The organism is Ruegeria sp. AB7, assembly GCF_056542625.1.
On record NZ_JBQGAC010000001.1, the window covers coordinates 1,081,965 to 1,103,389 of the forward strand.

Genomic DNA, 21,425 nt, shown 5'->3' on the forward strand with positions numbered 1-21,425 from the left:
CGAATGATGGGAATACTTCTGTTGCTTGGCGTGTTCGCCCTCTGCGTTCTGATCGGAACGCCTGTAGCATTCGCGCTTGGAATAGCGGCCATTTCGGCATTTTGGTTCGAAGGCTTACCCTTGATGATCGGATTTCAGCGGATCGTCTCCGGGATCAATGTATTCTCGTTGATGGCGATCCCGTTCTTCATTTTTGCAGGTGAGCTGATGTTCCACGGCGGGATAGCCATGCGTCTCGTCAGGTTTGCTTCAGCCGCTGTCGGGGCCGTGCGCGGCGGCTTGGGAATTGTGAACGTGTTTTCTTCGATGCTTTTTGGGGGGATTTCAGGATCGGCCATAGCAGACATTTCCGCACTAGGGTCTATCTTGGTTCCTGTGATGAAAGAGAAAGGTTACGATGCAGATTACGCCGTAAACGTGACCGTTACGTCCTCGATTGCCGGTATAATTATTCCACCCAGTCACAATATGATCATTTTCGCGATCGCAGCCGGGGGTGGAATATCGATCTCGAAGCTGTTTCTTGCGGGCGTTGTTCCAGGAGTTTTAATGTGCCTTTGCCTTGCTGTGGCGGCGTACCTTGTAGCGGTGCGCAGAGGTTATCAAGCTGAGACTTTCCCGGGTTGGTCAGCGCTCGTAGTGAGCTTCTTCAGTGCAATTCCAGGACTTTTGACGGCTGTGATTATCGTCGGCGGTGTGTTGTCGGGTATTTTCACCGTTACGGAGTCCGGAGCTTTTGGGGCCATTTACGCATTTGTGGTCACTCTGATCGTCTACAGAAGCATAACGTGGGAAAACTTTTGTATTGCCGTCTCTTCTGCTGTGCGCACGACGGCGATGGTAATGATATTAATCGCATGCGCTGGTGCGTTTGCCTACATGCTGACCTTTTACAGAGTTCCGGACAGAACCGTAGATCTGCTTACTGGGTTGACAGAAAATCCGATATTCATCCTGCTGATGGTAAATGCGGTTTTGTTGTTGCTTGGAATGATTATGGATATGGCAGCTCTAATTCTGATCTGCACACCCATTTTTCTACCCGTTGCCAACAGCCTTGGGATTGATCCGCTGCAATTCGGGATGATCTTGCTCGTGAATTTGGGATTAGGATTGTGTACACCACCGGTCGGATCCTGCCTGTTTGTCGGTTGCGCCGTGGGTAAATTGCCAATGGAGAAAGCCGTGCGAACAATATGGCCCTTCTACTTGGCAATTCTCTTCGCATTAATGCTTATCACTTTTGTACCCGCGATTTCACTAACACTGCCAAGCTTGGTTGGGTGAATAAAGTACATTCAAGTTTAAAGGCAGACACTTGAAGCTAAGCTTGTGTTCGAGTTTCTCTCTTAATGAAAAAAGGAAGCTGACATGTCGCAAAAACCCAAAGTGAATGCTCCAGTCGAGCAGATCAGTGTTTTTGATGTCTGCGGTGGCGAAATAGAGATTGGTCGGCCCAAAGATCGATGGACGATGCTTTTCGTCTATCGCGGGCGTCACTGTCCCAGATGCAAGCGATTTCTCAACAAATTGAACGCCATGCTGGCTGATTGGAGCAGCGTCATGGATGTAGTGGTCGTTTCTGCTGACTCTAAAGAAAAGGCTTTGGCCGACAAGGAAGAGTTCGGTTGGACATTTAACTTGGGCTTTGGATTGACCGAAACGCAGATGCGATCACTTGGACTCTACGTGTCGGACCCTCTTTCGGAGGCTGAGACAACCACATTGTTTGCAGAGCCCGGCGCATTCGGAATTCGACCAGATGGCAGTTTGATGTTGGTCGACATTTCGAATGGCCCTGCTGCGCGCCCGGATCTTGAAGAATTGCTAGACGGAATGAAGTTCAATATCGAAAACAACCGACCGACCCGGGGAACAGTTTTTTAACTGCAACGGTGCAGTCAGGCGAATTCGAACCAGTCTCAGCTAGGCCAGTATAGCTGTCCTTCATTCGTCACAAAGACCCCGCCACTCGGCGAGAGCGGCGGTGAGTATCAGCTTGAAGGTGCCTCGGCTGGCAAGCGCTCTTTCTCGTTGAAGTGGTTGTAAACAGAGGAGTTGACGGCGGCGAGCTTCTGCAAACTTCGCATCCGCCTGAAACGTTGCATGGCGCGTTCGAGTCGTCGGAAAGGCAGGCGCGAATTCTCGACGCAGTTGTTGAGCCACCTGCCCGTTTTCTGTTTTTTGTCAGCACCAAGCTCTCTGAAAGCGGTTCTGTATGAGGCGAAGCGATCTGTGACAACGTTTTCCGCTTTACCGTGTCGCTCCATCAATTTCTTGAGGAATTTCAGCGCCGCAGCTTTGTTTCGGCGTTTGGTGACAACGGCTCCCAGCACCTTGCCCTCATGATCTACGACCCGCCAGAGGTAATGCTTCTTGCCATTAACCTTCACAAAACCTCATCCACATGCCACTTCCATTTCGAGAATGCGCGCAGTTGTTGCACCCGCTTTCTTCGGATCTCAGAGGCAAACATCGGGCCAAACCTGTTCCACCAATAGCGGACAGTTTCGTGGCTCACGTCGATGCCTCGTTCGTGCAGCAGAACTTCGACATTCCGAAACGAAAGCGGGAAGCGGATGTACTGCATCACCGCAAGGCGGATGATCTCAGGACTGGTGTTTATAGTATTTGAAAGAAGCAGGTCTTGTCATGGGTAAATGCTGAGAAAGCCCCCTGCCCGCCTCAAGGCAAGGTCTACCGACGAGACCTTTGGGATTGATGACGTCTTTATGTTGAATGGTGTCAGTTTTGATCGAAGTGATTTGAGTGTTTATTTGGGGTCCGCAATTTTGGGCATAGACACAGACAATGATGGATTTGCCGATACAACCATCGTTCTAGGGGGCGATTATTCCGGTTCGGAATCTACGGTGAAAGATCTCGATGGGGCGACGGCCATAGCAGCTTCATTTCCACCAAAATGCACAAGACGATGTTTTTCACATTGACGAAGACGATGTCATCGCTGGAAACATCCTAGCCAACGACAACTGGTACACAGGCGGAGGACTAACCGTATCCCTGCTTTCAGGTCCGGAAGAGAGGCTACCAAACCTGAATAATGATGGATCGTTTACATATGAAGCAGATTCAGATGTCTTGATTTGGTCGCCCCCGGTGACGAGATAGTCCAGACATTCACGTATGAACTTGAAGACACGTTCGGTAGAACTTCCGAAGCCACGGCCCTCATTTCTGTAAACATACTGGATGACAGCGTATCGCTTTCGGGAAGTCGGAGACGAGACCATATCAATGGCTTGGATGAAGCTGACATCCTGGAGGATGGCTTTGGAAGAGATAAATTGGATGGTGGGGAAAGCGCCGATATCCTGAGAGGCGGACCAGGCCGCGGTGTTCTTATTAGTGGAGAGGAAGCTGACCTTCTTGAGTTTCACTTTTTTGATGGCTTCAACATCATGACTGATTTTGAAGTTGGGATTGATCAGATTGGGATTGGCTCAGGTCTATTTGCAGACGATATCTCCGACATTAAGTACCGGGATCTGGATGACGGGGTGCTGCTTAATTTAAGTGGTGCCAAAGTCTTAGTTGAGGATCTGGCATTTATGGATCTGAGCGAAGATTCATTCGCTTGGTTATAGCGAATATCTGTGCTCGCGCGTTAGAATCTATAGCGTTGTAGAGCCCAGGTTGCCCTAGTGAAACCAAAGTCTTGAAAGTGAATCTACCAATTCGGATTGATCCATGCATCAAGCTGCATTTTGAACTGGGAGCAAGGCAGGCCGCACAAAGCCCGAAGTCCTGAGTGGTAGACCGATCACGCCACCGATTCTTGTCCACTTCGTGGTACATATTGTGGCAGTTATTTTTTTGCATGAAAAATGGTTACTCAAATAGGGTTGTTCCCCCTTGGTCCGCCACCTACTCCCTATGTGCGACAAATAGTTTTGCCTTTTGCGATAGAAATTTTCCATTACGCCGCACAGCCATGCCTTCTGCCAAGTGGTTGCGTCGTACATATTTCCCTTTAACAACTGGTTTTGGGCGAAGCCCTTCAGGGTGCTCGTCTCTAAAACCTGCTCCCGGCGAGGGTTGGGGGGTAGCAAGTTTAATATAGTTCGAAAGGGTGGTGCGCCCACAGGCGTCCGCCCAGGACAGGCTTTGCGCGGTGCCCTCATGACGGCACAGCTCTGCAATACTTTCCTCGCCTATTTGGCCGACCAGTACGATCTGGATCTTTTCTTGTGCGGAATACTGTTTACGGGTCGAACGCCAAATGTCCTTTGCTGGCTTCTCACCGTGACTCTGCTTGTTTTAGGGGTTCTTTCTCATCTCCACTCCTTGGCAGCTACGATGAGCCAGAAATCTACTCTTATCAAATCGATCAATACTGTCCCAATGGTACTGATGTCAGACACCGGGAGCTAATGATATAGACCAGAACTAAGGGCCACAATAAGGCACTGATTTTTTTAAATTACTCAAGTTAGCGCCCAATAGTTAACGGCACAGTAAGATTGGGCGTGGGAGCTCACTTCGGGCGGCGTCAATCCTTTGGCTATCACCTCCTCTGCCCCGGACAGTTGGGGGTACAGATAGAACACTCCGAGCCGTCAACGCTATGATGCGATCCTGTTCCAAACCGGAAACGATTCCATATTAGGAAGCCTATGTCTGTTGGTGGTTCTGAAGAAATTCTTTCCAGTGGCGTGTGCGCGGGTTTAGATAAGATGCAGCTTGAGCAGGGCCTACATGTGCTAACAGGTCAAGCCCGGTCACGAACGGCGAAAAATCATCTTCAACACGCCCCCACGGCCTGACATCATATTCCATGTATTCGACGTTGATCCCTGCCAATTCAAACCCCTTGTGCTCCAGATAGTTGCGAGCGCCATGTCCGGTGACATAGCGCGTTCCGCCCAATTCCTTTACGATGTGCATGACCCGTTCTGACCCGTGTCCGCCAATATTCAAATCAGTGCTGAGACAGGTACTTTTGGGCGCAATTCCACATCTAGAGGCCAGTCCTTCACTGCTGGCAATCAGGGCGTCGCAGAGCTTGTCGTATCGTTCCAGTCTTTGAACCAACGCCAATGTCGTGTCCAAATAAGGGGTGTCTTTCAACGATTGTTTGAGTTTAGCAACGTGACTTTCAAGCCAGTGTGGATTGGCCGCGGTGAGATCAGCGATTTTGGTGCTACTGCCGGTGTGTTTTACCGGTACACTGAGCCAGGAGGTACCTGTTGGCAGCTTTACCTGCACCCGATTGGTAAACGAACCCTTGGAGAACTGCGCATCTACCAACCAAACGACTATGTCGGCCAAGGCGAGTTGAGCCAAAAACCCCGGCCAAGGAAAATACATTGGTTGCGAAATGACTACGGTGGTCATGCTGGTTTGCGGCGAATGTACCCGCCAGGCGAAGAGGATAGCACAAGCTTGCCGTTCAACACCGGATCAATTTCGAATAAGTCTGCCTCTGACATATAGTCATTGAGCGCTGACAGCGGCTCGTTTCCAGTAAACCACGATTTCGACCGATTTTGCGGACTGTCCTTTTGGGCGACATGCCCGATCATCGTATCTGCAACGACCATGTAGCAGCCGGGTGTCACCAACGGACCGTAGGCACGGCATTCGGTCAGAACATGATCGCGGCTGTGATCGCTATCTAGAACTACCATGACTTTGGCGCCTTCAGGGATCTCGGCACGCACAGCGGCCAATGTTTCCTCGCTGGTCGACGGCCCCTCAATTAGAGTGACTCGTTCCGACATAGGGTGTTTGTTGATCGTGTCACGGTTATGAGAGCGGATATCTATGTCGACTCCAATCACGGTGCCGTTGCCAATCAACTGCAATAGTGAGGCCATAAACAGCACCGAGCCACCGCGTGCCACGCCAGTTTCGATAATGACATCGGGTTTCGTGTTCCAGATCACTTCCTGTGTCGCCATCACATCTGCAGGCATCTGAATGATGGGTGCACCCATCCAGCTCCACAGATAAGAGTAGTCATAAGGATCAAGTTGCAACATATGTGCAATTGAACTTTGAAAAACCTGCTCGTCTTGCCCAAGCGCCAAGCATTGCTTTTTCTTGTGAGCTTCAAACTCTTTGCGGTCGTCTTTTGACGTCATGATTTGCCTTCAGCATTTTTAAGTGATTTGCCACGCTCTGGAGCTCTCATCTAAGCTTTGTTGCAGGTCGTGTCACCATCCATTGTGTGAGTAGGTTTTATATCGCGAACATTCGCGTCGGTCCGACACGCTTTTGAACAACCCGAACACTTTTTTTGTCTAGCTTCCGAAATCAATAGCTCAAAGGTCTCTACTAAAACAATAGAGCATCCCACTTTGAATAAGTGTGCCGAATTCTTAGAACGTTCTAGCTACTACCGGGGCCATGTAGCTATCGTTACATCATAGCCGCGTCGGTGTCTCTTATGAATTGGCCCATGATCAGTTCAGCCAATTCGAATGTCCTCAGCTTTAACTGTCCTACCACAAAAGAACTCGCTAATTCGCCGTCTATTTGGGGTCGTCGGTCTGGTATTGACGGTCTCGGGACATTATGAAAGACGAAGTCCTGAGGTATGAGGAGCTTTGACGTGACAGCGATCTTATCCGAAGCGGACCGGAAATTCTTCGAAGCTGAAGGGTATTTGATAATCAAGGGCTTTTACGACGTCGCTAAAGAAATCACACCGATTCAGAAAGATATATATGAAATTATCGGTCTGGTGGCAGAGCGTCATGGTGAAGATCTGAACCGCCCCCGATTTACACCCGAACAATTTGACGCAGGTTACAACACCCTTATTGCTAGGAACCGTAGCTATGGCGGCGAGATTTACGATCTGGTTAAGCAAATACCGGCGTTCCTGCGCTTGGTTTGTAACGAGAGATCAGATGCGCTATTTCGTAGCTTGCGCAATACTACGCATTCGGGGATTGGTGCGGCGTCTTATGGCATTCGGATTGATGTCCCATACGAAGACAAATTTCGCTCTCATTGGCATCAAGAATTCATGTACCAGCCTCAAAGCATTGATGGAATTGTATTTTGGACCCCGCTTTTACCGGTAACTGATGAATATGGCCCTGTGATTGTTCTACCCAAATCCCATCGCGACGGACTTTGCGTTTATTCTCGCGGAGCGAACTACGCTGACAAGCAAGGCGCATATCAGATCGGCCTGCACGACGAGGACGAGATTATCGGCAAATACGAACAAGCTGCCCCACTGACGGAACCCGGTGACTTATTGTTAATGGATTTTTTGACGCTCCATGGCTCAGGCGTGAACCGAGCAGAAAGAGCACGCTGGTCAGTGCAAAGCCGTTTTTTTAACTACCGCGATCCTGTGGGACAGAAAGTAGGTTGGAAAGCGTCGGTGACATCCGGTACTGACGTCGCACAGGTGTTTCCCGATCATTTTATCGAGACGTAAGGTATGACAACGACGAGACGTAAGATATGACGACAACATGTAATGTCTGCGGTACGCCTTCCGGTGCTCCGATTTTTGAAAGCAGCGAAAACAGATCACTTACCACAATGAACAACCTCATTGAGGGTCGCACTACTGTTTATTTCTGTGAGGTTTGCCAGCACGCTCAAACCAATGAACTGCCCGATCTGGAAGCGTTTTATTCCACCGAGTATGAGATCAGTATTGACAGCGAAGACGATGATCAGCTTTACGCCGTCGTAGACGGCAAGGAAGTTTATCGGTCGCAACATCAGGCGAATGTGCTGATGTCAAAAATTGATCTTTCAAAACATCGAAAGGTACTAGATTACGGCTGCGCCAAGGCGCCCACTCTAAGGTCCGTTTGCAAAGAAATACCAGAGATAGAGCCGTATTTGTTTGATGTGACAGACAAATACATACCGTTTTGGGAACGCTTTCCAACCAGCGCCAAATGGGCCACTCATGCACCTGACCCGAGTTGGCAACGGCAGATGGACGTCGTTCTTTCGTTCTACGCACTGGAACATATCCCGCATCTTGATCGGATACTGGCGGAGGTCAGCATACTGCTCAAAGAAGGAGGGTATTTCTACTTTATCGTGCCGGACATGTATCAGAACGCGGCTGATTTCGTAGTCGCAGATCACGTAAATCACTTCTCCGAGTCGTCTTTGTGGCGTCTCATGACCGATGCTGGGTTCGATAACATTGATATTGATCCAGATGCTCATGCGTCGGCTTACGTCGTTTCAGGTCGGCTTACCGCAACTGACGCGAAAGTTCTAACTCCACCAGAATTCCCGAACCGGGTAGATGATGCCAAGCAGTTGGCCGTTTTTTGGAGCGACATCAAAACACGGATCACCACATTCGAGGAGACAGTCGAGGTGGACATGCCTTTGGCGATATATGGTGCCGGGATTTATGGCCATTTCATCTATTCCTGTCTGAAAGAACCCTGCCGCGTCAGCTATTTTGTCGATCAGAATCCGTTTCTGCATGGCAAGGAGATTGATGGCATTCCGATAGTCCCCCCGCGAGATTTGCAATCGGAGCCCGCGGCAATTTTGGTGGGGCTAAACCCACGTCACGCGCGCCGAATAATTGAAGGAATTCCAAATTTTCAGACCCCTGATCGGAAATTCCTCTACCTGTCATGACGTGTATTCGAAAGGGCTGACTATCTGATGGAAAACCTAGACGACGTCGCATCAAAGTATTTGCAGCCACCTAGTGTCGAGATTGAGAATGATCTCATTATGCGGTGGTATCCCGAGAGGATTTTTGAGCGTGCGGGACATGTTGGGCGTTTGCTAGAGCTTGGGTTGGGGCATGGTTACACAGTTCCCTTCTTTTTCAAGATGAGTGACCAGCACGTCGTCGTTGAAGGCTCTCAAAAGGTCATCGAGAATTTTCAGTCCAAGAACCCTTGGTATACTGGATCATTGGAGGCGGGGTACTTCGAAACTTACACACCTACCGACACCTTCGATCTGATTGTCATGGGATTCGTGCTCGAGCATGTGGATGATCCAGTCGCCATTCTAAGCCGGTACAAAAAGTTTCTAGCTCCCAACGGTCGCATTTGGATTGCTGTACCGAATGCAAAATCGTTAAACCGGCGCCTCGGGCTTGAGATGGGGATGATCGAGGACATTTATGATCTGAACGAAACGGATTTAATGCTCGGACATCAACGCAATTTTTGCCGCGATACATTGCGAAGCGCCATCGAGCTGGCCGGGTACAGAGTAACGCATGAGGAAGGGCTTTACCTGAAGCCTCTTCCATTGGGTGTTCTCAGAACGCTAGATAACTTTGAAGAGAACATGCGCGCGATGATGGCTGTTGGCGTTGACTTTCCAGATCTTTGTGTTGGTCTTCTTGTAGAAGTGTCTCATGACTAGAGCTGTTTGTGCGGGGCCTGAGTTGTGAACGAGCGCCGACGTATTCTGGTCACCGGCGTAGGAGCGCTCATAGGCCAGGGCATCGCCAGCAGTCTGCGGGATGACGGGCGGTCGTGGTTAATTGGACTTGACCGGCGCATGTCGCTATTCGGCGCAGAGCTGTGCGATGAAACTCTGCTGAAACCCAAGCTAGACGAAAGCTCAGATGCGTATCTGACGTTCTGGAAAGATTTGGTGCAGGATCACGGAATTGAACTAATTTTTCCAGGTATCAGCATCGACATGGCGTTTCTAGACGCCCACCGAAGTTTTTTCGAAGACCTCGGGGTAGCGTTGGCCCTAAACACATCGCATCTTATCGCGTTGACTGAAAACAAGTCGGATTTTGCAGCCGACTATGCGCAGTTGGGGTTGCCAGTCATCCCGTCGATTACAGGAGGTGGCACTTGGGAAGCGGCCTGCGCGGCGCTGGGGAAACCGCCATTTCTTTTGAAACCCAGCACTGGGGAAGGCTCCGTTGGCATTGTACTTCTTCATGACGAAGTAGATTTTGATTATTGGAGCGGAAAAACCTCGGGCGAATTTCTTGTGCAGCGGATTGTTGGTACGGACGACGATGAATATACTGTCGGTACATTTGGCTTTGGCGACGGCGATTACATTGGCCCACTGATCTTTCAGCGCCGATTGACACGTGCCGGGAACACTGGCGAGGCAAAGACCGTCACTCATGAAGCCGTATCCAAAGCAACTGATACAATCATGCGCTACTACAAGCCGCTGGGTCCAACCAACTTACAATTCCGTTTGGAAGGTGAGGATGCCTATCTTCTTGAAATCAACCCTCGGTTTTCAAGTAGTTGTTCCTTGCGAACCGCTTTCGGGTTCAACGAAGCTGAGATGTGTGTTGACTTTTACCTGAACCGACGACGGCCTGCGCAACCTGTCTTGCGTGAAGGGATTGCGCAGCGTCACAACGCAGATCGGATACGTTATGCTGGGCCTGATCTCTGATATTCATGCCAATCTGGCCGCGCTTGAGGCGGTTTTGGCTGACGCGAAGTCCAAAGGGGTGACAGAGTTTGTGTGCCTTGGCGACGTTATTGGGTATAATGGTCAGCCGGAAGAATGCGTACAACTGCTCAAGGCAGAAGGGGTGCGCAATATACTGGGCAATCACGACAGCTACGTTACGTCGGGACAGAATTGCGAACGCTCTAAGGTCGTCGCGGGTATCATAGACAAACATCAGACAGAGCTAAGTTCGGACAGCGTGGCATGGTTGAGCCGATCAATGGACAGCATCCAGGATGGCACAACATTGTTTGTACACGGAGGACCGCAGGATCATGTCGATGAATACCTCTATAAAGTGGGGATCGATACGTTTCCCAAAGGCGTAACACGGCTCTTTGCGGGTCATACCCATGTGCAATGCATTCTAGACTTCGGTACGCACGTCTTTTGCAATCCGGGCTCGGTCGGACAGCCGCGCGATGGAGACCCACGTGCAGCTTACGCAATCTTATCAGATGGCCAGATTGCCCTGCACAGAGTCGTTTATGACATCGACCGCACGATACGCGCGATGAAAGAGCGCGGGTACGAAGAGTTCATGTATCGCGGACTTGCCAAAGGCGCCCAGATCAACGGGCGTATTGACGAGATTGTGAAAGCCTAAGGAGAGGCCAAGGTCTCGATTACCCGACAGACTCGATCAATGTCCCCGTCTGTCATGTCGTGAAAACTGGGCAGGTTCAGTGCCCGCTCGCAAATATCATGGGCATGCGGGGTAGGCGCTTCTACGAACATAGGCTGGCTGGAAAGCGGGTAGAAAAATACACGCGCATCAATGTTTGCTGCCTCGAATGCTGCCAAGGCCCTCTCACGGGAGACGCCAAGTGCCTTGTCAAAAACAACAGTGGGCATCCACGCGCCATTCCGAACGTGAGGAGGCTCAGGGTTCATCGATAGCCCTAGATGCGACAGCCGCTCTTTGTAGGCCGCTAGTATCTCCGCTTTGCGGTTCGTCAGTTCCTCAATGCGCTCAATCTGCCCCATTCCTATTGCAGCTTGAATGTTTGACATCTTGAATTTGTAGCCGACCGTATCAGCCCAGAATTGTTTTTTCTGCGCCTTGTCACGTCCGTGATTGGACAGCGTCAGAATGCGATCCGCCAAAGCATCGTCATCGGTCACCAGCATCCCGCCTTCGCCGGTGGTCAACGTTTTCGTACCATGAAAAGAGAAGGTCCCGAACTTTCCCATCGCGCCTGTATGAATGGCGCGATATCGCGCACCCAACGCTTCGGCCGCGTCTTCGATAAGCACCACTCCACATTCATCTGCGATGCTCAACAGTGTGTCCATCTCACAGAGATTACCGTAGAGATGTGTGGCTATGATGGCCTTGGTTTTCGATGTAATCGCCGCGCGGACCTGATCAGGATCAATACACCAACTGTCTGGCAAGATATCAACGAAAATCGGTGTTGCGCCCAAATGCACGACGGGAGCAACCGTAGCGATCCAATTTGTGTCGGCAAGGATGACCTCATCGCCCGGACCGATACCTAGCGCAGCCAGACCCATCTCCATCGCGCCCGTGCAACTGGAAGTCGAAATAGCATGTTTTGTTCCGACATACTCTGCGAAGGTCGCCTCGAAGCGATGAATGTAGTCATAACATTTCGGCCCCCAACCAGTGCGGGCGGCATCTGTGGCATAACTAACCTCGAGATCGGTGATAGAGGGTCGGGTATAGACGATGCGGTCGGTCATAGGATTTGCAGTTCTGGCACAGCAGTTACAAAACGGGTATCTACAAGCCAATCAAGTGATTGCATAATCTCGGTTTTCAGGTTCCATGGGAATATCACCAGGTAGTCTGGACGTCGGTTCTGTAGCTCGTCTGGCGCCAGAATGGGGATATGACTGCCCGGTAGGTATTTGCCGATCTTAAATTCTGCAGCATCACATACGAATTCAATGGCGTCTGGACCAACGCCTGCGAAGTTCATAAGCGTGTTGCCTTTCGCGGCTGCGCCGTATCCTGCTACCGACTTTCCCTCCGCCTTAGCATCCAGCACGAACCGCAAGAAATCGTCTTTGACCTTTTCCGCTTTGAGTTGGAAACCTGTGTAGAAGTCATCGTCATTCATTCCGTGAGATGCTTCGAGATCACGCATGGCCTTCACGGCGTCGGTTTGCGCATGTCTGGCTCCTTCAAGACAGGCAAAGAGACGCAAGCTGCCGCCATGAGTTGTTAGTTGTTCAACATCGAACACCCGCAAACCTGCCGCCGCCAGAATACGCTCGGCTGAAAGAAGAGAAATGTAGGAGAAATGTTCGTGATACACGGTATCGAACTGGTTTTGCGTCACCAGGTTCAACAAATGCGGAAACTCGAGTGTGACCACGCCCTGAGGTTTTAGGCAAACCGCCAGCCCTCGCGAGAAACAGTTAATGTCGGGTACATGGGCAAAGACATTGTTACCTATGACAAGATCAGATTTGGCCAGCCCCTTAGCCAACCCTTCCCCGAAGAACTCCTCTACAACATTGATCCCGATTGCCGTCGCTGCGGAGGCGGTGGAATGTGTGGGTTCAATACCTAGGCAGGGGATCCCTGCCTTCCGAAAATTGCGCAGCAGATAACCGTCGTTGGATGCAACCTCGATCACATGAGAATCCGCATCTAGAGCAAATCGTTCGATAACCGTGTCGCAATAGGCTTTGGCATGGGCAAGCCAAGAGGTCGAGGTGGAAGAAAAATAAGCGTATTCTTCGGTGAATAGCGCCTCGCCCGACGAGAAGTCTTCCGTTTGTACAAGGCGGCACTCCTTGCACACGAAAAGCCGCAGCGGATAGGTCAGTTCGGGACGAGAAAGCGCTTCCGCATTTAGATAATCGTTTGACGGGGGTGCATATCCCAAATCAAGAAACGCCATAGTGCGTGAAGACAGACAATGTCGGCAGGTATTGGTCATAAGGGGCGAACATCCAGCAGGGCAGGCAAGTTTTGATCTCTTTCCGACATAAGCGTGATAGGTAAGGGCCAATCAATGCCCAGATCGGGGTCTGTCGCACGCACACCACCCTCAAGTTCCGGTGTGTACGGAGCAGTGTGGCAATAGTGTAGCGTCGCGGTCTCGGTCAATGTCTGGAAACCATGAGCGCAGCCTTCAGGAATGTAGATTGCGTTCCCAGCCTCAGCGCATAATGTGATTGCTCTGCTTTGACCAAAGGTTGGAGAGCCTTCGCGCAGGTCAAGCGCCAGATCGAATACCTTTCCTTCGGTTGCACGTATAAGCTTTGCCTCAGCCATCGGCGCACGTTGAAAATGCAGACCGCGCAAAGTACCTTGCCCCTTGGTTTGCGACATATTCATTTGTACCCAATTGGTCAGCAGACCGGCTTGCGCAAAAACGTCAGCACAGAATGTACGAGCAAAAGCACCGCGGGCATCGGACTGGCGCGCCAACTGGACTTCGTAAAGCCCATCAATATCTTGAGGGATAAGCTTCAAGATTCACCATAGTATTGCAACTGTTTAAGTGAGACCGCACGAGGGCACTGGCCCTCCGCAACAGACTGGTACCACTGTATTGTAGCGCGGATGCCGTCTTCGAAAGACCAACAGGCGAAATGACCCAGCAGTGCCTCTGTCTTGTCAGTGGCAAGCCGGAGAATCTGAGCTTCGTGGGCAGAATTGGATTTCCGAGAAGTATCTTCCCATGCGCCCGGCCACATGGAGAGTGCCGTTGTAACAACGTCCTTTACGGTTCTAACCCCCTCAGATGGTGGTCCAAAATTGAACGCACTTTGGAGATCGAGATCTGCCGACGTAAACAGCTTTTCCGCGAGTATCAAATACCCTCGCAGAGGCTCCAGGACGTGTTGCCATGGTCGAACGGAATTCGGGTTGCGCACTTTGACTGGAATGTCGGCGGCCAGGGCACGTGCAATATCGGGCACGATGCGGTTCTCGGCCCAGTCGCCACCGCCAATAACGTTACCTGCGCGCGCCGAAGCCATACGGATCTCTGTCTGTGCAAAAAAAGATTTTCTCCAGCTATCGATGCCAATTTCCATCGCGGCTTTGCTGGAACTATATGGGTCATGACCACCTAGGGGATCAGTTTCGCGAAATGGCCGCGCTTGTTCGTCGTTGGCATACACTTTGTCTGTAGTTACCATAACCACGGCGCGTGGACCGGTCAGATCACGCAGCGCCTCCATCAGATTGAGCGTCCCCATCACATTGGTGGACCAGGTCTCAATCGGGGTTTCGTATCCACGTAAAACCAAAGATTGTGCTGCCATGTGAAAAACGATTTCGGGGTCTGACACTGTTACTGCGTTTGTCACGACAGACGAATCTCGAATGTCACCGATAATGTGCCTGATGGTATCTTCTAGTTTCAGAGAGGAAAAAAAGGGACTTTCAGGTGCCAGTGCTATGCCAGTGACTTTGGCACCGAGTTGCGTCAACCACAGCGCAAGCCATGCACCTTTGAACCCGGTATGTCCGGTAATCAGAACGCGTTTGTCTTTCCAGAACGCATTCATCACCAAGTTTTCCATGGTGCATCGCCGGATTTCCAAAGCTCTTCAAGGTAATCACGATCCCGCATCGTATCCATCGGAGCCCAGAAACCCGAATGCTTGAACACTGAAAGCTGTCGCTCAGTTGCCAGAGTTTCCAATGGAGCGCGTTCCCAAATCGTTTCGTCTCCGTCGATGTAGTCAATCACCTCAGGCTCACAGACAAAAAAACCGCCGTTAACCCAGAAGCCATCTCCATCGGGTTTCTCGTTAAACCGGGTCACAAAATCACCCTCGATCTCCAAGGCTCCGAACCGCGCTGCTGGTTGCAAGGCGGTAACGGTCGCACGGCTGCCAGTTCTTTTGTGAAAGGCCAAAAGCTTGGTAATATCAAGGTCCGTCACACCGTCGCCGTATGTAAGACAAAACGTGTCGGTCAGATGCTCCTTCACACGCTTTAGGCGGCCACCGGTTTGGGTTAGCTGACCGGTGTCGACCAATGTAACCTGCCAAGGCTCCGAGTATCGATTGTGCACCTTCATCTTATTGTCTTTTAGATCAAATGTGACATCGGATGTATGTAGAAAGTAGTTCGCGAAATACTCTTTGATCAGATAGCCTTTGTAGCCGCAGCAGATGACAAATTCAGTGATCCCATGGGCGCCATAGATTTTCATGATGTGCCATAATATGGGCAAACCACCAATTTCAATCATGGGTTTTGGGCGGAGGTGAGATTCTTCACTAATCCGAGTTCCAAGCCCGCCCGCTAGAATTACCGCTTTCAAATCATCGCTCCGCTCTGTTCTAATCGACCAACAGGCCGCAGATAATTGAATTCCCTTTAAGCATGATAACTTTGATTAGCAAGGAGAGTGGTGTGAGACGCGTCGAGCTGGTCTCAGTTTGCTACATAATTTGAAAACCCATGTGAATCAAAGCTGCCACTTTGGGTCAGCTCAAAGTTCGGTCGTGAGTTGAGTTGGCGTTCCTGATTGAACTCGGGTATTGCCAAGTTGTCTGCGGCGGACTGCGATCTATTCGCAGATGTTGTCTCATGCCGCCATTCTACCGGAGTAGTCAGCCCAGAGGTTGAGCGTATCTGATCGAGCGCAACGAAGTGAGGCTGCTCCCGCCCGAACAAGCCAAAAATTCAAGAGTCAGAAGCTGGTTAGCATGGAATAATTCCAGTTCAGTTGCCAGCACCTATATTTTCACAGATTGACTTCGATCGTGTTTTGGGGTTGGACACATGCGAAAATATCAAGTTATGAGCCGCGCTGGACCGCATATCTACACCGTCAAATTTCTAATAGACCATAATTCGACGCCGTGTAGCCCACTAGATCTCCGGTATTAGCCGCATAAGGATGCACCATGGTCCCTCTAGTTATTCCCACACGTAACCGTCCAATGTCTTTGTCCTTTCTCCTTAAGTATCTGGGCGAGTTCAATCCGGGACAACGTGTGGTGATCGCCAATGGCAGTCATCATTCATACCTTGCTGCTTATGAGGAAGCGGTACGTGACAACGACAGTCTTTTGCAGATCGAATATAAGGAGTACGATTCCGATCTGCATTTTCGGGACCGCATGGTTGATTGTGTGAGCGGGTTGGATGATGACATTATCTTCGTCGGAGCAGATGATGATTTTCCTGTGCTTGATACACTCTATCAAGGTGTTGAATTCCTGCGCGCAAACCACGACCACGTCGTCGCTATCGGCGGGATCATTTGCCTGTCAATGTTAGACGAAGATCAGTTCAACGCGAAATTTCTTCATGCATTCAGCCTTCAAGACGAAGACATAGTTTCTCGTCTGTCTAAATACAGCCAATGGGCCTTCGCGACCAGTTATGCTGCGACACGCCGCGATCACTACCTTGAAAGATGTAACAACTTACAGCTTAATGCCATGAAAATATTTGGCGACTATAATGTCGGCCTCCACGACTGTCTGGCTGGGAAAATCAAGGCCTTGCCAGAAATTGGCTACTTCACCACAAAACTAGCCACTCATAGTAGGTTTGGACCGCCCAGCCGTCTGCATTATCTGGAGCATGCACAAGAAACCTTAAACCTGAGAGATTACTATGCTGAAAAAATTGCCTCAACTACGGCAATTGACAATCAAGAAGCTCGGTCAATCGCAGATAAACTGATTGCAATGAAAATTGCCCATTGGACAGGTGGCAGCCCGCAGTTTTTGGATGGATTTGGGTGTTCATCGCTGTTCCGTGATGAAACTGTGCGCAAACAATATGACGCGTTTCAAGATCTATTTCGTCAAGGTACAGCAGAGCAAAAGAAACTTGGAGGCAATCTAAGGAAGGTTGTCGACGCAATGTTGGAAATTAGTGAGGCTAATTCAGATAATCACGGTGAGCCGGAAAAGTACGATTCAATAGAATATTTTTTGGCTTCGACCAATGGCGGTATTTCGCGGCCATGACAGAACGCCTCGTTAAGGAGTAAATGGATGAGACGAAAGATTAAGCGCAAACTTGCTAAGATGTTTTCTGCGCGCCGCTCGGAGAACAGTGCGAAGCCGAGGCCCGAACCAAAAAAACCAAAGCAGATCATTAGCCCACGGTTTAATATACGCTTTTCCCCAGAAACGCTTGAAAGAAAGTGAAGTGGGCCTGCTTTCAAAGGGCGGATTTCTGTCGCGAAATTTATCGCTGAGCGTGGAAATTTCGTCGGATCAACAGGTAAAGCAGCCAAATCCGCGATGCGTTGAAACTAACCGAGTCCAGGCGTAATTTATCCTCCGCGGATCATGTGTGTGTCTTCGATACCTGCAAGTGTTGCCTTCGCTGATCGCGCGTACGATACCAATTGGTTCCGTGAAGCATTGAAAGACAATGGGATACGCGCCTGTGTCCCCGGAGGAAAACAGCGCAAAAAACCTACAAATATGACAGGCGAAGATACCAAAGGCGCAACCCGATCCCCACCTCCGGTCCATGTTGATCCGCGCCATGGCTGCACCCGTGATCTGAAAGCTGGAGTTCAACTGATGGAAGTTGCGCGGCGTGAAAGCGTCCCCGGCGCTTTCATCCTTGCCCGTGCTCAGCTCGCGTTTCTCTCACCGAAGATTCAGGCCGCGCTTCTCAACGGCACCCAGCCGCCCGAACTTACACTCAAGCGTCTGGTCAGCGTGACCCACCCACTTGATTGGTCCGAACAGGAACGCCTGTTCGGCTTCTGACATCTCCAGATCCTGCGTCCCTGATACAGACTTCGCCCTCCCTGATCCGGCGGAACAATTCCCCGTTCGCACGAGAAAATTACCTGCTCCACCTTTTAGGGAATTTGCAACATTAACCCCCTGTAAGACATTCAGTTCTGACAGGTGAAATTACTGAACTCAGACCCGTTTCACAAAAATTCCCTTTGAATTGCCGGATATCAGGGAAATCCTGCCCAAAGCGATCCCACCAAAATGCGGCACTGAGACTGGGGCCTGAATCGTGATCCGAGTGTACGAACTGCTCCGACTCTGATTGAAAGCGCATGCGTCAACTCGCGGGAATTGCGGAACAATTCCGGGTCAAAAAACACAACTGAAGTGAGACAGGTATGAGTGGCGGTGCTGTCAGACGAATTCGAACCAGTCTCAGTTTGCCGCGAAAACCGCGAACCTATCCGGAACAAAGTTGACGCCACTCGCTAAGAGCGGCGGTGCGTGTCTGCTTGAAGGAGTCTCGGCTGGCTAGCGCTCTTTCTCGTTGAAGTGGTTGTACACGGAGGAATGGACGGAGGCGAATTTCTGTAGACTTCGCATGCGCTTGAAACGCTGCATCGCGCGTTCGCGTCGTCGAAACGGCAGGTGCGAATTCTCGACGCGGTTGTTTAGCCACCTGCCCGTCTGTTGTTTTTCGAGAGCACCCAAATCTCTAAGGGCAGCCTTGTAGGAAGCGAAGCGATCTGTGACGATCTCTTCGGCGCAGACGTGCCGCTTCGTCAATTTCTTGAGAAATTTCAGTGCTGCAGCTTTGTTACGGCGCTTCGTTACAACTGCTTCCAGCACCTCGCCTTCGTCATCCACAGCGCGCCAAAGATAATGCCGTTTGCCATTCACTTTCACAAAGACCTCGTCCACGTGCCACTTCCATTTTGAAAAGGTTCGGAGTTGCTGCACACGCTTCCGTCTGATCTCAGCGGCGAACATCGGGCCAAACCTGTTCCACCAATATCGGACAGTTTCGTGGCTGACATCGATACCTCGCTCGTGCAGCAGATCTTCGACATTCCGAAGCGAGAGTGGAAATCGGATGTACAGCATCACCGCCAGGCGGATGATTTCGAGGCTGGTTTTGAAGTATTTGAAGGAGGCAGGTTTGGTCATTCCTAAATGCTATGCAACCACCCTGCCCCGCTCAAGCAAAGTTCTTCTGACAAGACCATCAGAGCAATTCAATCTGACAAGACGTAAAAAAGGCTTGTAATACTATCTACCTATTGATAGGTAGATAGTATGAAGCACAAACCCCGACGGAGGCACTCAGATGAAGATTTATGATGTCGAAGGGTTCCCGAACCCTGCCCGTGTTCGTATTGCGCTGGCTGAAAAAGGCGCGTCAGACAAAGTTGAATTCATCCCTGTGGATGTGATGGGCGGCGAACATCGTACGCCTGAGTTCAAAGCCAAAAACCCCGATGCCGCGGTGCCTTGTTTGGAACTGGAAGATGGATCGCACATCGCTCAATGCAACGCGATCACTGAATATATCGACGCAACCTTCGATGGCCCATCATTGACCGGCGTGACTGCGCAAGAGCGCGCCCGAATCTCGATGATGAATCTGCGCGCGGAAAACGGTCTGTTGAATGCGGTCGGCACCTACTTCCACCATGCCACACCTGGCCTCGGCCCGGACCTGGAAACCTATCAATGCGTCGAATGGGGCAACAAACAGAAAGAGGTTGCCGGAAACACAATGGCCTATCTGGATGCGGTATTGGCCGAAAACGAATACTTGGCCGGAGACACATTCTCTGTGGCCGATATCACCGCCTTTGCAGGATTGGCGTTCGCCGATTTTGCCAAAGTTGAAATTCCTGAAACCCTGACCAACCTGCAAGCTTGGCGTGCTAAGATGGCGGCCCGTCCATCTATCGCCGGCTAAGCGAGAACTGCCATTTAAGTTGAAAGGACCCCTCCCATGGAACTCAACTCGGACTTCTCTTCGCGTGTCGTTGTTCACTCTGATCAGCTTGAGTGGCAGGCCTCGCCCATGAAGGGTGTGGACCGGCGCATGCTGGACCGAATTGGTGGCGAAGTCGCCCGCGCCACCACCATTGTGCGCTATGCACCAGGCAGCAAATTCTCGGCCCACACCCATACGGGTGGTGAAGAGTTCATAGTTTTGGACGGCGTCTTTCAGGATGAACATGGCGATTTTCCCGAAGGCACTTATGTGCGCAATCCCCCAACGACCGAGCACACGCCCGGCTCAGAACCCGGCTGCACGATCTTCGTCAAACTCTGGCAATTCGACATGGATGATCGCAATCAGTTCCGCAAAACCATGGCCGACGAACTGGCCGCACCCGTGAACGGGGTCGCCACTGCGACGCTGCACAAGGACGACCGCGAGGTTGTCACTTACAGCCATGTTGATGCAGGCACCGAGATTACTTCGAATGCGCCGGGTGGTATCGAGCTGTTAATGATTGGCGGATCGCTGACCTCAGGCGGTGACGTGCTGAAAAAGAACGACTGGCTACGCCTGCCTGAGGGTGAAGCGCTGTCGGCTATGGCTGGCCCAGACGGGGCGAAGGTCTGGATGAAGACTGGCCACCTGCCCTTTGCACAGCCACCGGTGGTTTAATTCATGAGTAGCAAGAAACCTCTGGCGATTGTCGCCGGTGCGGGGGCTGGCCTTGGCCAGTCCCTTCTCGCGCGGTTTCAGGCAGGTGGCATGACGGCCATTGGTCTTGGACGGACGCAGCCGCAGGAAACGATCGCGCCGTTTCATCAGGTCGATCTGTCCGATCCGAGTGCGGTTGCACCAGTGATTTCTGAATTGATCGCTACGCATGGCCCGCCGAAGATCGTGGTGCACAATACGGCTGAGCTGGTGATCGCGCCATTCCCCGAAACCGCATTGGAAGACTATCAGAGAACGTGGACATCAATGGTGCAATCTTTGGTCCTGCTGGGGCAATGTGTTCTGCAACCGATGGTGCGCGGCGGTGGTGGCGCGCTGATCGTTTCGGGGGCCACAGCGTCGCTGCGCGGCGGCCCACGGTTTTCCGCTTTTGCGTCGGCTAAGTTCGCCCTGCGCGGGCTGACACAATCGCTGGCTCGTGAATATCAACCGGCTGGCGTACATATCTCGCACGTCGTTCTGGACGGGATCATCGATACACCCCGCTCGCGGGATTTGCACTCGCTGGATCAGTCGAAGATGATGAAACCGGACGAGATTGCCGAGGCCTACTGGCAGTTGGCTCATCAACCGCAATCCACCTGGACCCATGAGCTGGACCTGCGCCCGGCATCTGAGGGGTTCTGAG

Annotated in this window: 20 protein-coding genes and 4 pseudogenes; 15 read left to right on the plus strand and 9 right to left on the minus strand. The window is 51.1% G+C overall.

Annotated features, from left to right (window positions below; all coding sequences use genetic code 11):
• Positions 1 to 6: 6 nt before the first annotated feature.
• Entirely contained in the window at positions 7 to 1,287 is a 1,281-nt protein-coding gene (locus ACR0EN_RS05430) for a TRAP transporter large permease (RefSeq protein WP_480585557.1), read from the plus strand.
• Positions 1,288 to 1,371: 84 nt separating this feature from the next.
• Positions 1,372 to 1,887 carry a redoxin domain-containing protein gene (locus ACR0EN_RS05435; protein WP_170396117.1) on the plus strand — a complete coding sequence of 172 codons (516 nt, stop codon included), beginning with the start codon at positions 1,372 to 1,374 and terminating at the stop codon, positions 1,885 to 1,887.
• A gap of 60 nt (positions 1,888 to 1,947) precedes the next feature.
• Here the strand turns inward: ACR0EN_RS05435 and ACR0EN_RS05440 are convergent.
• Positions 1,948 to 2,654: pseudogene (locus ACR0EN_RS05440) on the minus strand (IS6 family transposase).
• Positions 2,655 to 2,937: 283 nt separating this feature from the next.
• On the opposite strand from ACR0EN_RS05440, the pseudogene ACR0EN_RS05445 reads away from it, so the two are divergent.
• Together ACR0EN_RS05445 and ACR0EN_RS05450 are read left to right on the plus strand one after the other, a co-directional pair.
• Positions 2,938 to 3,132, plus strand: a pseudogene (locus ACR0EN_RS05445) (hypothetical protein); the annotation flags it as partial.
• A gap of 131 nt (positions 3,133 to 3,263) precedes the next feature.
• On the plus strand, positions 3,264 to 3,608 hold the full coding sequence (locus ACR0EN_RS05450) for a hypothetical protein (RefSeq protein WP_170818002.1): 345 nt from the start codon (positions 3,264 to 3,266) through the stop codon (positions 3,606 to 3,608).
• Between the two features lie 1,027 nt (positions 3,609 to 4,635).
• On the opposite strand, the gene ACR0EN_RS05455 is transcribed toward ACR0EN_RS05450, so the two are convergent.
• Entirely contained in the window at positions 4,636 to 5,358 is a 723-nt protein-coding gene (locus tag ACR0EN_RS05455; RefSeq protein ID WP_170627340.1) for a WbqC family protein, read from the minus strand.
• Positions 5,355 to 6,107, minus strand: a complete 753-nt coding sequence (locus ACR0EN_RS05460; RefSeq protein ID WP_170399841.1) for a CmcI family methyltransferase — start codon at positions 6,105 to 6,107, stop codon at positions 5,355 to 5,357. Before ACR0EN_RS05460 ends, ACR0EN_RS05455 begins: the two co-directional genes overlap by 4 nt.
• Before the next feature lie 470 nt (positions 6,108 to 6,577).
• On the opposite strand from ACR0EN_RS05460, the gene ACR0EN_RS05465 reads away from it, so the two are divergent.
• From ACR0EN_RS05465 to ACR0EN_RS05485, 5 genes are read left to right on the plus strand one after another with little or no spacing between them, the layout of a single operon-like run.
• Positions 6,578 to 7,420, plus strand: coding sequence for a phytanoyl-CoA dioxygenase family protein (locus ACR0EN_RS05465; protein WP_480459948.1), 843 nt, complete (start codon positions 6,578 to 6,580; stop codon positions 7,418 to 7,420).
• A gap of 26 nt (positions 7,421 to 7,446) precedes the next feature.
• Entirely contained in the window at positions 7,447 to 8,604 is a 1,158-nt protein-coding gene (locus ACR0EN_RS05470) for a class I SAM-dependent methyltransferase (RefSeq protein WP_480503416.1), read from the plus strand.
• Positions 8,605 to 8,631: 27 nt separating this feature from the next.
• The gene (locus ACR0EN_RS05475) at positions 8,632 to 9,351 is read left to right on the plus strand and encodes a class I SAM-dependent methyltransferase (protein ID WP_170399832.1); all 720 of its coding nucleotides are present in this window, start codon (positions 8,632 to 8,634) and stop codon (positions 9,349 to 9,351) included.
• A 24-nt stretch (positions 9,352 to 9,375) separates the two neighbouring features.
• On the plus strand, positions 9,376 to 10,365 hold the full coding sequence (locus tag ACR0EN_RS05480; RefSeq protein ID WP_480585563.1) for an ATP-grasp domain-containing protein: 990 nt from the start codon (positions 9,376 to 9,378) through the stop codon (positions 10,363 to 10,365).
• Positions 10,346 to 11,032, plus strand: a complete 687-nt coding sequence (locus ACR0EN_RS05485; protein ID WP_170399826.1) for a metallophosphoesterase family protein — start codon at positions 10,346 to 10,348, stop codon at positions 11,030 to 11,032. The genes ACR0EN_RS05480 and ACR0EN_RS05485 overlap by 20 nt, the downstream gene beginning before the upstream one ends.
• Here the strand turns inward: ACR0EN_RS05485 and ACR0EN_RS05490 are convergent.
• From ACR0EN_RS05490 to rfbF, 5 genes are read right to left on the minus strand one after another with little or no spacing between them, the layout of a single operon-like run.
• Positions 11,029 to 12,132 (minus strand): DegT/DnrJ/EryC1/StrS family aminotransferase, encoded by a 1,104-nt coding sequence (locus ACR0EN_RS05490; protein WP_170627347.1) that lies wholly within the window; start codon positions 12,130 to 12,132, stop codon positions 11,029 to 11,031. The genes ACR0EN_RS05485 and ACR0EN_RS05490 overlap by 4 nt on opposite strands.
• Positions 12,129 to 13,340 (minus strand): class I SAM-dependent methyltransferase, encoded by a 1,212-nt coding sequence (locus tag ACR0EN_RS05495; RefSeq protein WP_170818004.1) that lies wholly within the window; start codon positions 13,338 to 13,340, stop codon positions 12,129 to 12,131. Before ACR0EN_RS05495 ends, ACR0EN_RS05490 begins: the two co-directional genes overlap by 4 nt.
• Positions 13,337 to 13,879 carry a dTDP-4-dehydrorhamnose 3,5-epimerase gene (rfbC, locus tag ACR0EN_RS05500; RefSeq protein WP_170399817.1) on the minus strand — a complete coding sequence of 181 codons (543 nt, stop codon included), beginning with the start codon at positions 13,877 to 13,879 and terminating at the stop codon, positions 13,337 to 13,339. The genes ACR0EN_RS05495 and rfbC overlap by 4 nt, the downstream gene beginning before the upstream one ends.
• Positions 13,876 to 14,937, minus strand: a complete 1,062-nt coding sequence (rfbG, locus tag ACR0EN_RS05505) for a CDP-glucose 4,6-dehydratase (protein ID WP_480585566.1) — start codon at positions 14,935 to 14,937, stop codon at positions 13,876 to 13,878. The genes rfbC and rfbG overlap by 4 nt, the downstream gene beginning before the upstream one ends.
• Positions 14,922 to 15,686: a glucose-1-phosphate cytidylyltransferase gene (rfbF, locus tag ACR0EN_RS05510; protein ID WP_170627351.1), complete on the minus strand. Its 765-nt coding sequence runs from the start codon at positions 15,684 to 15,686 to the stop codon at positions 14,922 to 14,924. The genes rfbG and rfbF overlap by 16 nt, the downstream gene beginning before the upstream one ends.
• A 589-nt stretch (positions 15,687 to 16,275) precedes the next feature.
• Between rfbF and ACR0EN_RS05515 the strand changes: the two genes are divergently transcribed.
• From ACR0EN_RS05515 to ACR0EN_RS05525, 3 genes and pseudogenes are all read left to right on the plus strand, one after another.
• Positions 16,276 to 17,352: a TIGR00180 family glycosyltransferase gene (locus ACR0EN_RS05515; RefSeq protein ID WP_480585570.1), complete on the plus strand. Its 1,077-nt coding sequence runs from the start codon at positions 16,276 to 16,278 to the stop codon at positions 17,350 to 17,352.
• A gap of 366 nt (positions 17,353 to 17,718) precedes the next feature.
• A pseudogene (locus ACR0EN_RS05520) lies at positions 17,719 to 17,852 on the plus strand (IS5/IS1182 family transposase); the annotation flags it as partial.
• On the plus strand, positions 17,818 to 18,111 hold the full coding sequence (locus tag ACR0EN_RS05525) for a hypothetical protein (RefSeq protein ID WP_170818006.1): 294 nt from the start codon (positions 17,818 to 17,820) through the stop codon (positions 18,109 to 18,111). The pseudogene ACR0EN_RS05520 and the gene ACR0EN_RS05525, both read left to right, overlap by 35 nt.
• Positions 18,112 to 18,544: 433 nt before the next feature.
• Here ACR0EN_RS05525 and ACR0EN_RS05530 read toward each other — a convergent pair.
• A pseudogene (locus ACR0EN_RS05530) lies at positions 18,545 to 19,251 on the minus strand (IS6 family transposase).
• Between the two features lie 160 nt (positions 19,252 to 19,411).
• Between ACR0EN_RS05530 and ACR0EN_RS05535 the strand changes: the two are divergent.
• The 3 genes from ACR0EN_RS05535 to ACR0EN_RS05545 are packed head-to-tail and all read left to right on the plus strand — an operon-like array spanning position 19,412 to position 21,424.
• A complete protein-coding gene (locus ACR0EN_RS05535; protein ID WP_170567688.1) occupies positions 19,412 to 20,032 on the plus strand; it encodes a glutathione S-transferase in 621 nt (206 codons plus the stop codon).
• Between the two features lie 36 nt (positions 20,033 to 20,068).
• A complete protein-coding gene (locus tag ACR0EN_RS05540) occupies positions 20,069 to 20,737 on the plus strand; it encodes a cupin domain-containing protein (protein WP_170511673.1) in 669 nt (222 codons plus the stop codon).
• A 3-nt stretch (positions 20,738 to 20,740) separates the two neighbouring features.
• A complete protein-coding gene (locus tag ACR0EN_RS05545; protein WP_170423940.1) occupies positions 20,741 to 21,424 on the plus strand; it encodes an SDR family NAD(P)-dependent oxidoreductase in 684 nt (227 codons plus the stop codon).
• Position 21,425 lies beyond the last annotated feature (1 nt).

What these genes read in the sequence shown, in the direction of transcription:
- ACR0EN_RS05430 (WP_480585557.1), top strand. Translation starts at nt 7, where the DNA reads ATGGGAATACTTCTGTTGCTTGGCGTGTTCGCCCTCTGCGTTCTGATC.
- ACR0EN_RS05435 (WP_170396117.1), top strand. Translation starts at nt 1,372, where the DNA reads ATGTCGCAAAAACCCAAAGTGAATGCTCCAGTCGAGCAGATCAGTGTT.
- ACR0EN_RS05455 (WP_170627340.1), bottom strand. Translation starts at nt 5,358, where the DNA reads ATGACCACCGTAGTCATTTCGCAACCAATGTATTTTCCTTGGCCGGGG.
- ACR0EN_RS05460 (WP_170399841.1), bottom strand. Translation starts at nt 6,107, where the DNA reads ATGACGTCAAAAGACGACCGCAAAGAGTTTGAAGCTCACAAGAAAAAG.
- ACR0EN_RS05470 (WP_480503416.1), top strand. Translation starts at nt 7,447, where the DNA reads ATGACGACAACATGTAATGTCTGCGGTACGCCTTCCGGTGCTCCGATT.
- ACR0EN_RS05475 (WP_170399832.1), top strand. Translation starts at nt 8,632, where the DNA reads ATGGAAAACCTAGACGACGTCGCATCAAAGTATTTGCAGCCACCTAGT.
- ACR0EN_RS05485 (WP_170399826.1), top strand. Translation starts at nt 10,346, where the DNA reads ATGCTGGGCCTGATCTCTGATATTCATGCCAATCTGGCCGCGCTTGAG.
- ACR0EN_RS05490 (WP_170627347.1), bottom strand. Translation starts at nt 12,132, where the DNA reads ATGACCGACCGCATCGTCTATACCCGACCCTCTATCACCGATCTCGAG.
- ACR0EN_RS05495 (WP_170818004.1), bottom strand. Translation starts at nt 13,340, where the DNA reads ATGACCAATACCTGCCGACATTGTCTGTCTTCACGCACTATGGCGTTT.
- rfbG (WP_480585566.1), bottom strand. Translation starts at nt 14,937, where the DNA reads ATGGAAAACTTGGTGATGAATGCGTTCTGGAAAGACAAACGCGTTCTG.
- ACR0EN_RS05515 (WP_480585570.1), top strand. Translation starts at nt 16,276, where the DNA reads ATGGTCCCTCTAGTTATTCCCACACGTAACCGTCCAATGTCTTTGTCC.
- ACR0EN_RS05525 (WP_170818006.1), top strand. Translation starts at nt 17,818, where the DNA reads ATGACAGGCGAAGATACCAAAGGCGCAACCCGATCCCCACCTCCGGTC.
- ACR0EN_RS05535 (WP_170567688.1), top strand. Translation starts at nt 19,412, where the DNA reads ATGAAGATTTATGATGTCGAAGGGTTCCCGAACCCTGCCCGTGTTCGT.
- ACR0EN_RS05540 (WP_170511673.1), top strand. Translation starts at nt 20,069, where the DNA reads ATGGAACTCAACTCGGACTTCTCTTCGCGTGTCGTTGTTCACTCTGAT.
- ACR0EN_RS05545 (WP_170423940.1), top strand. Translation starts at nt 20,741, where the DNA reads ATGAGTAGCAAGAAACCTCTGGCGATTGTCGCCGGTGCGGGGGCTGGC.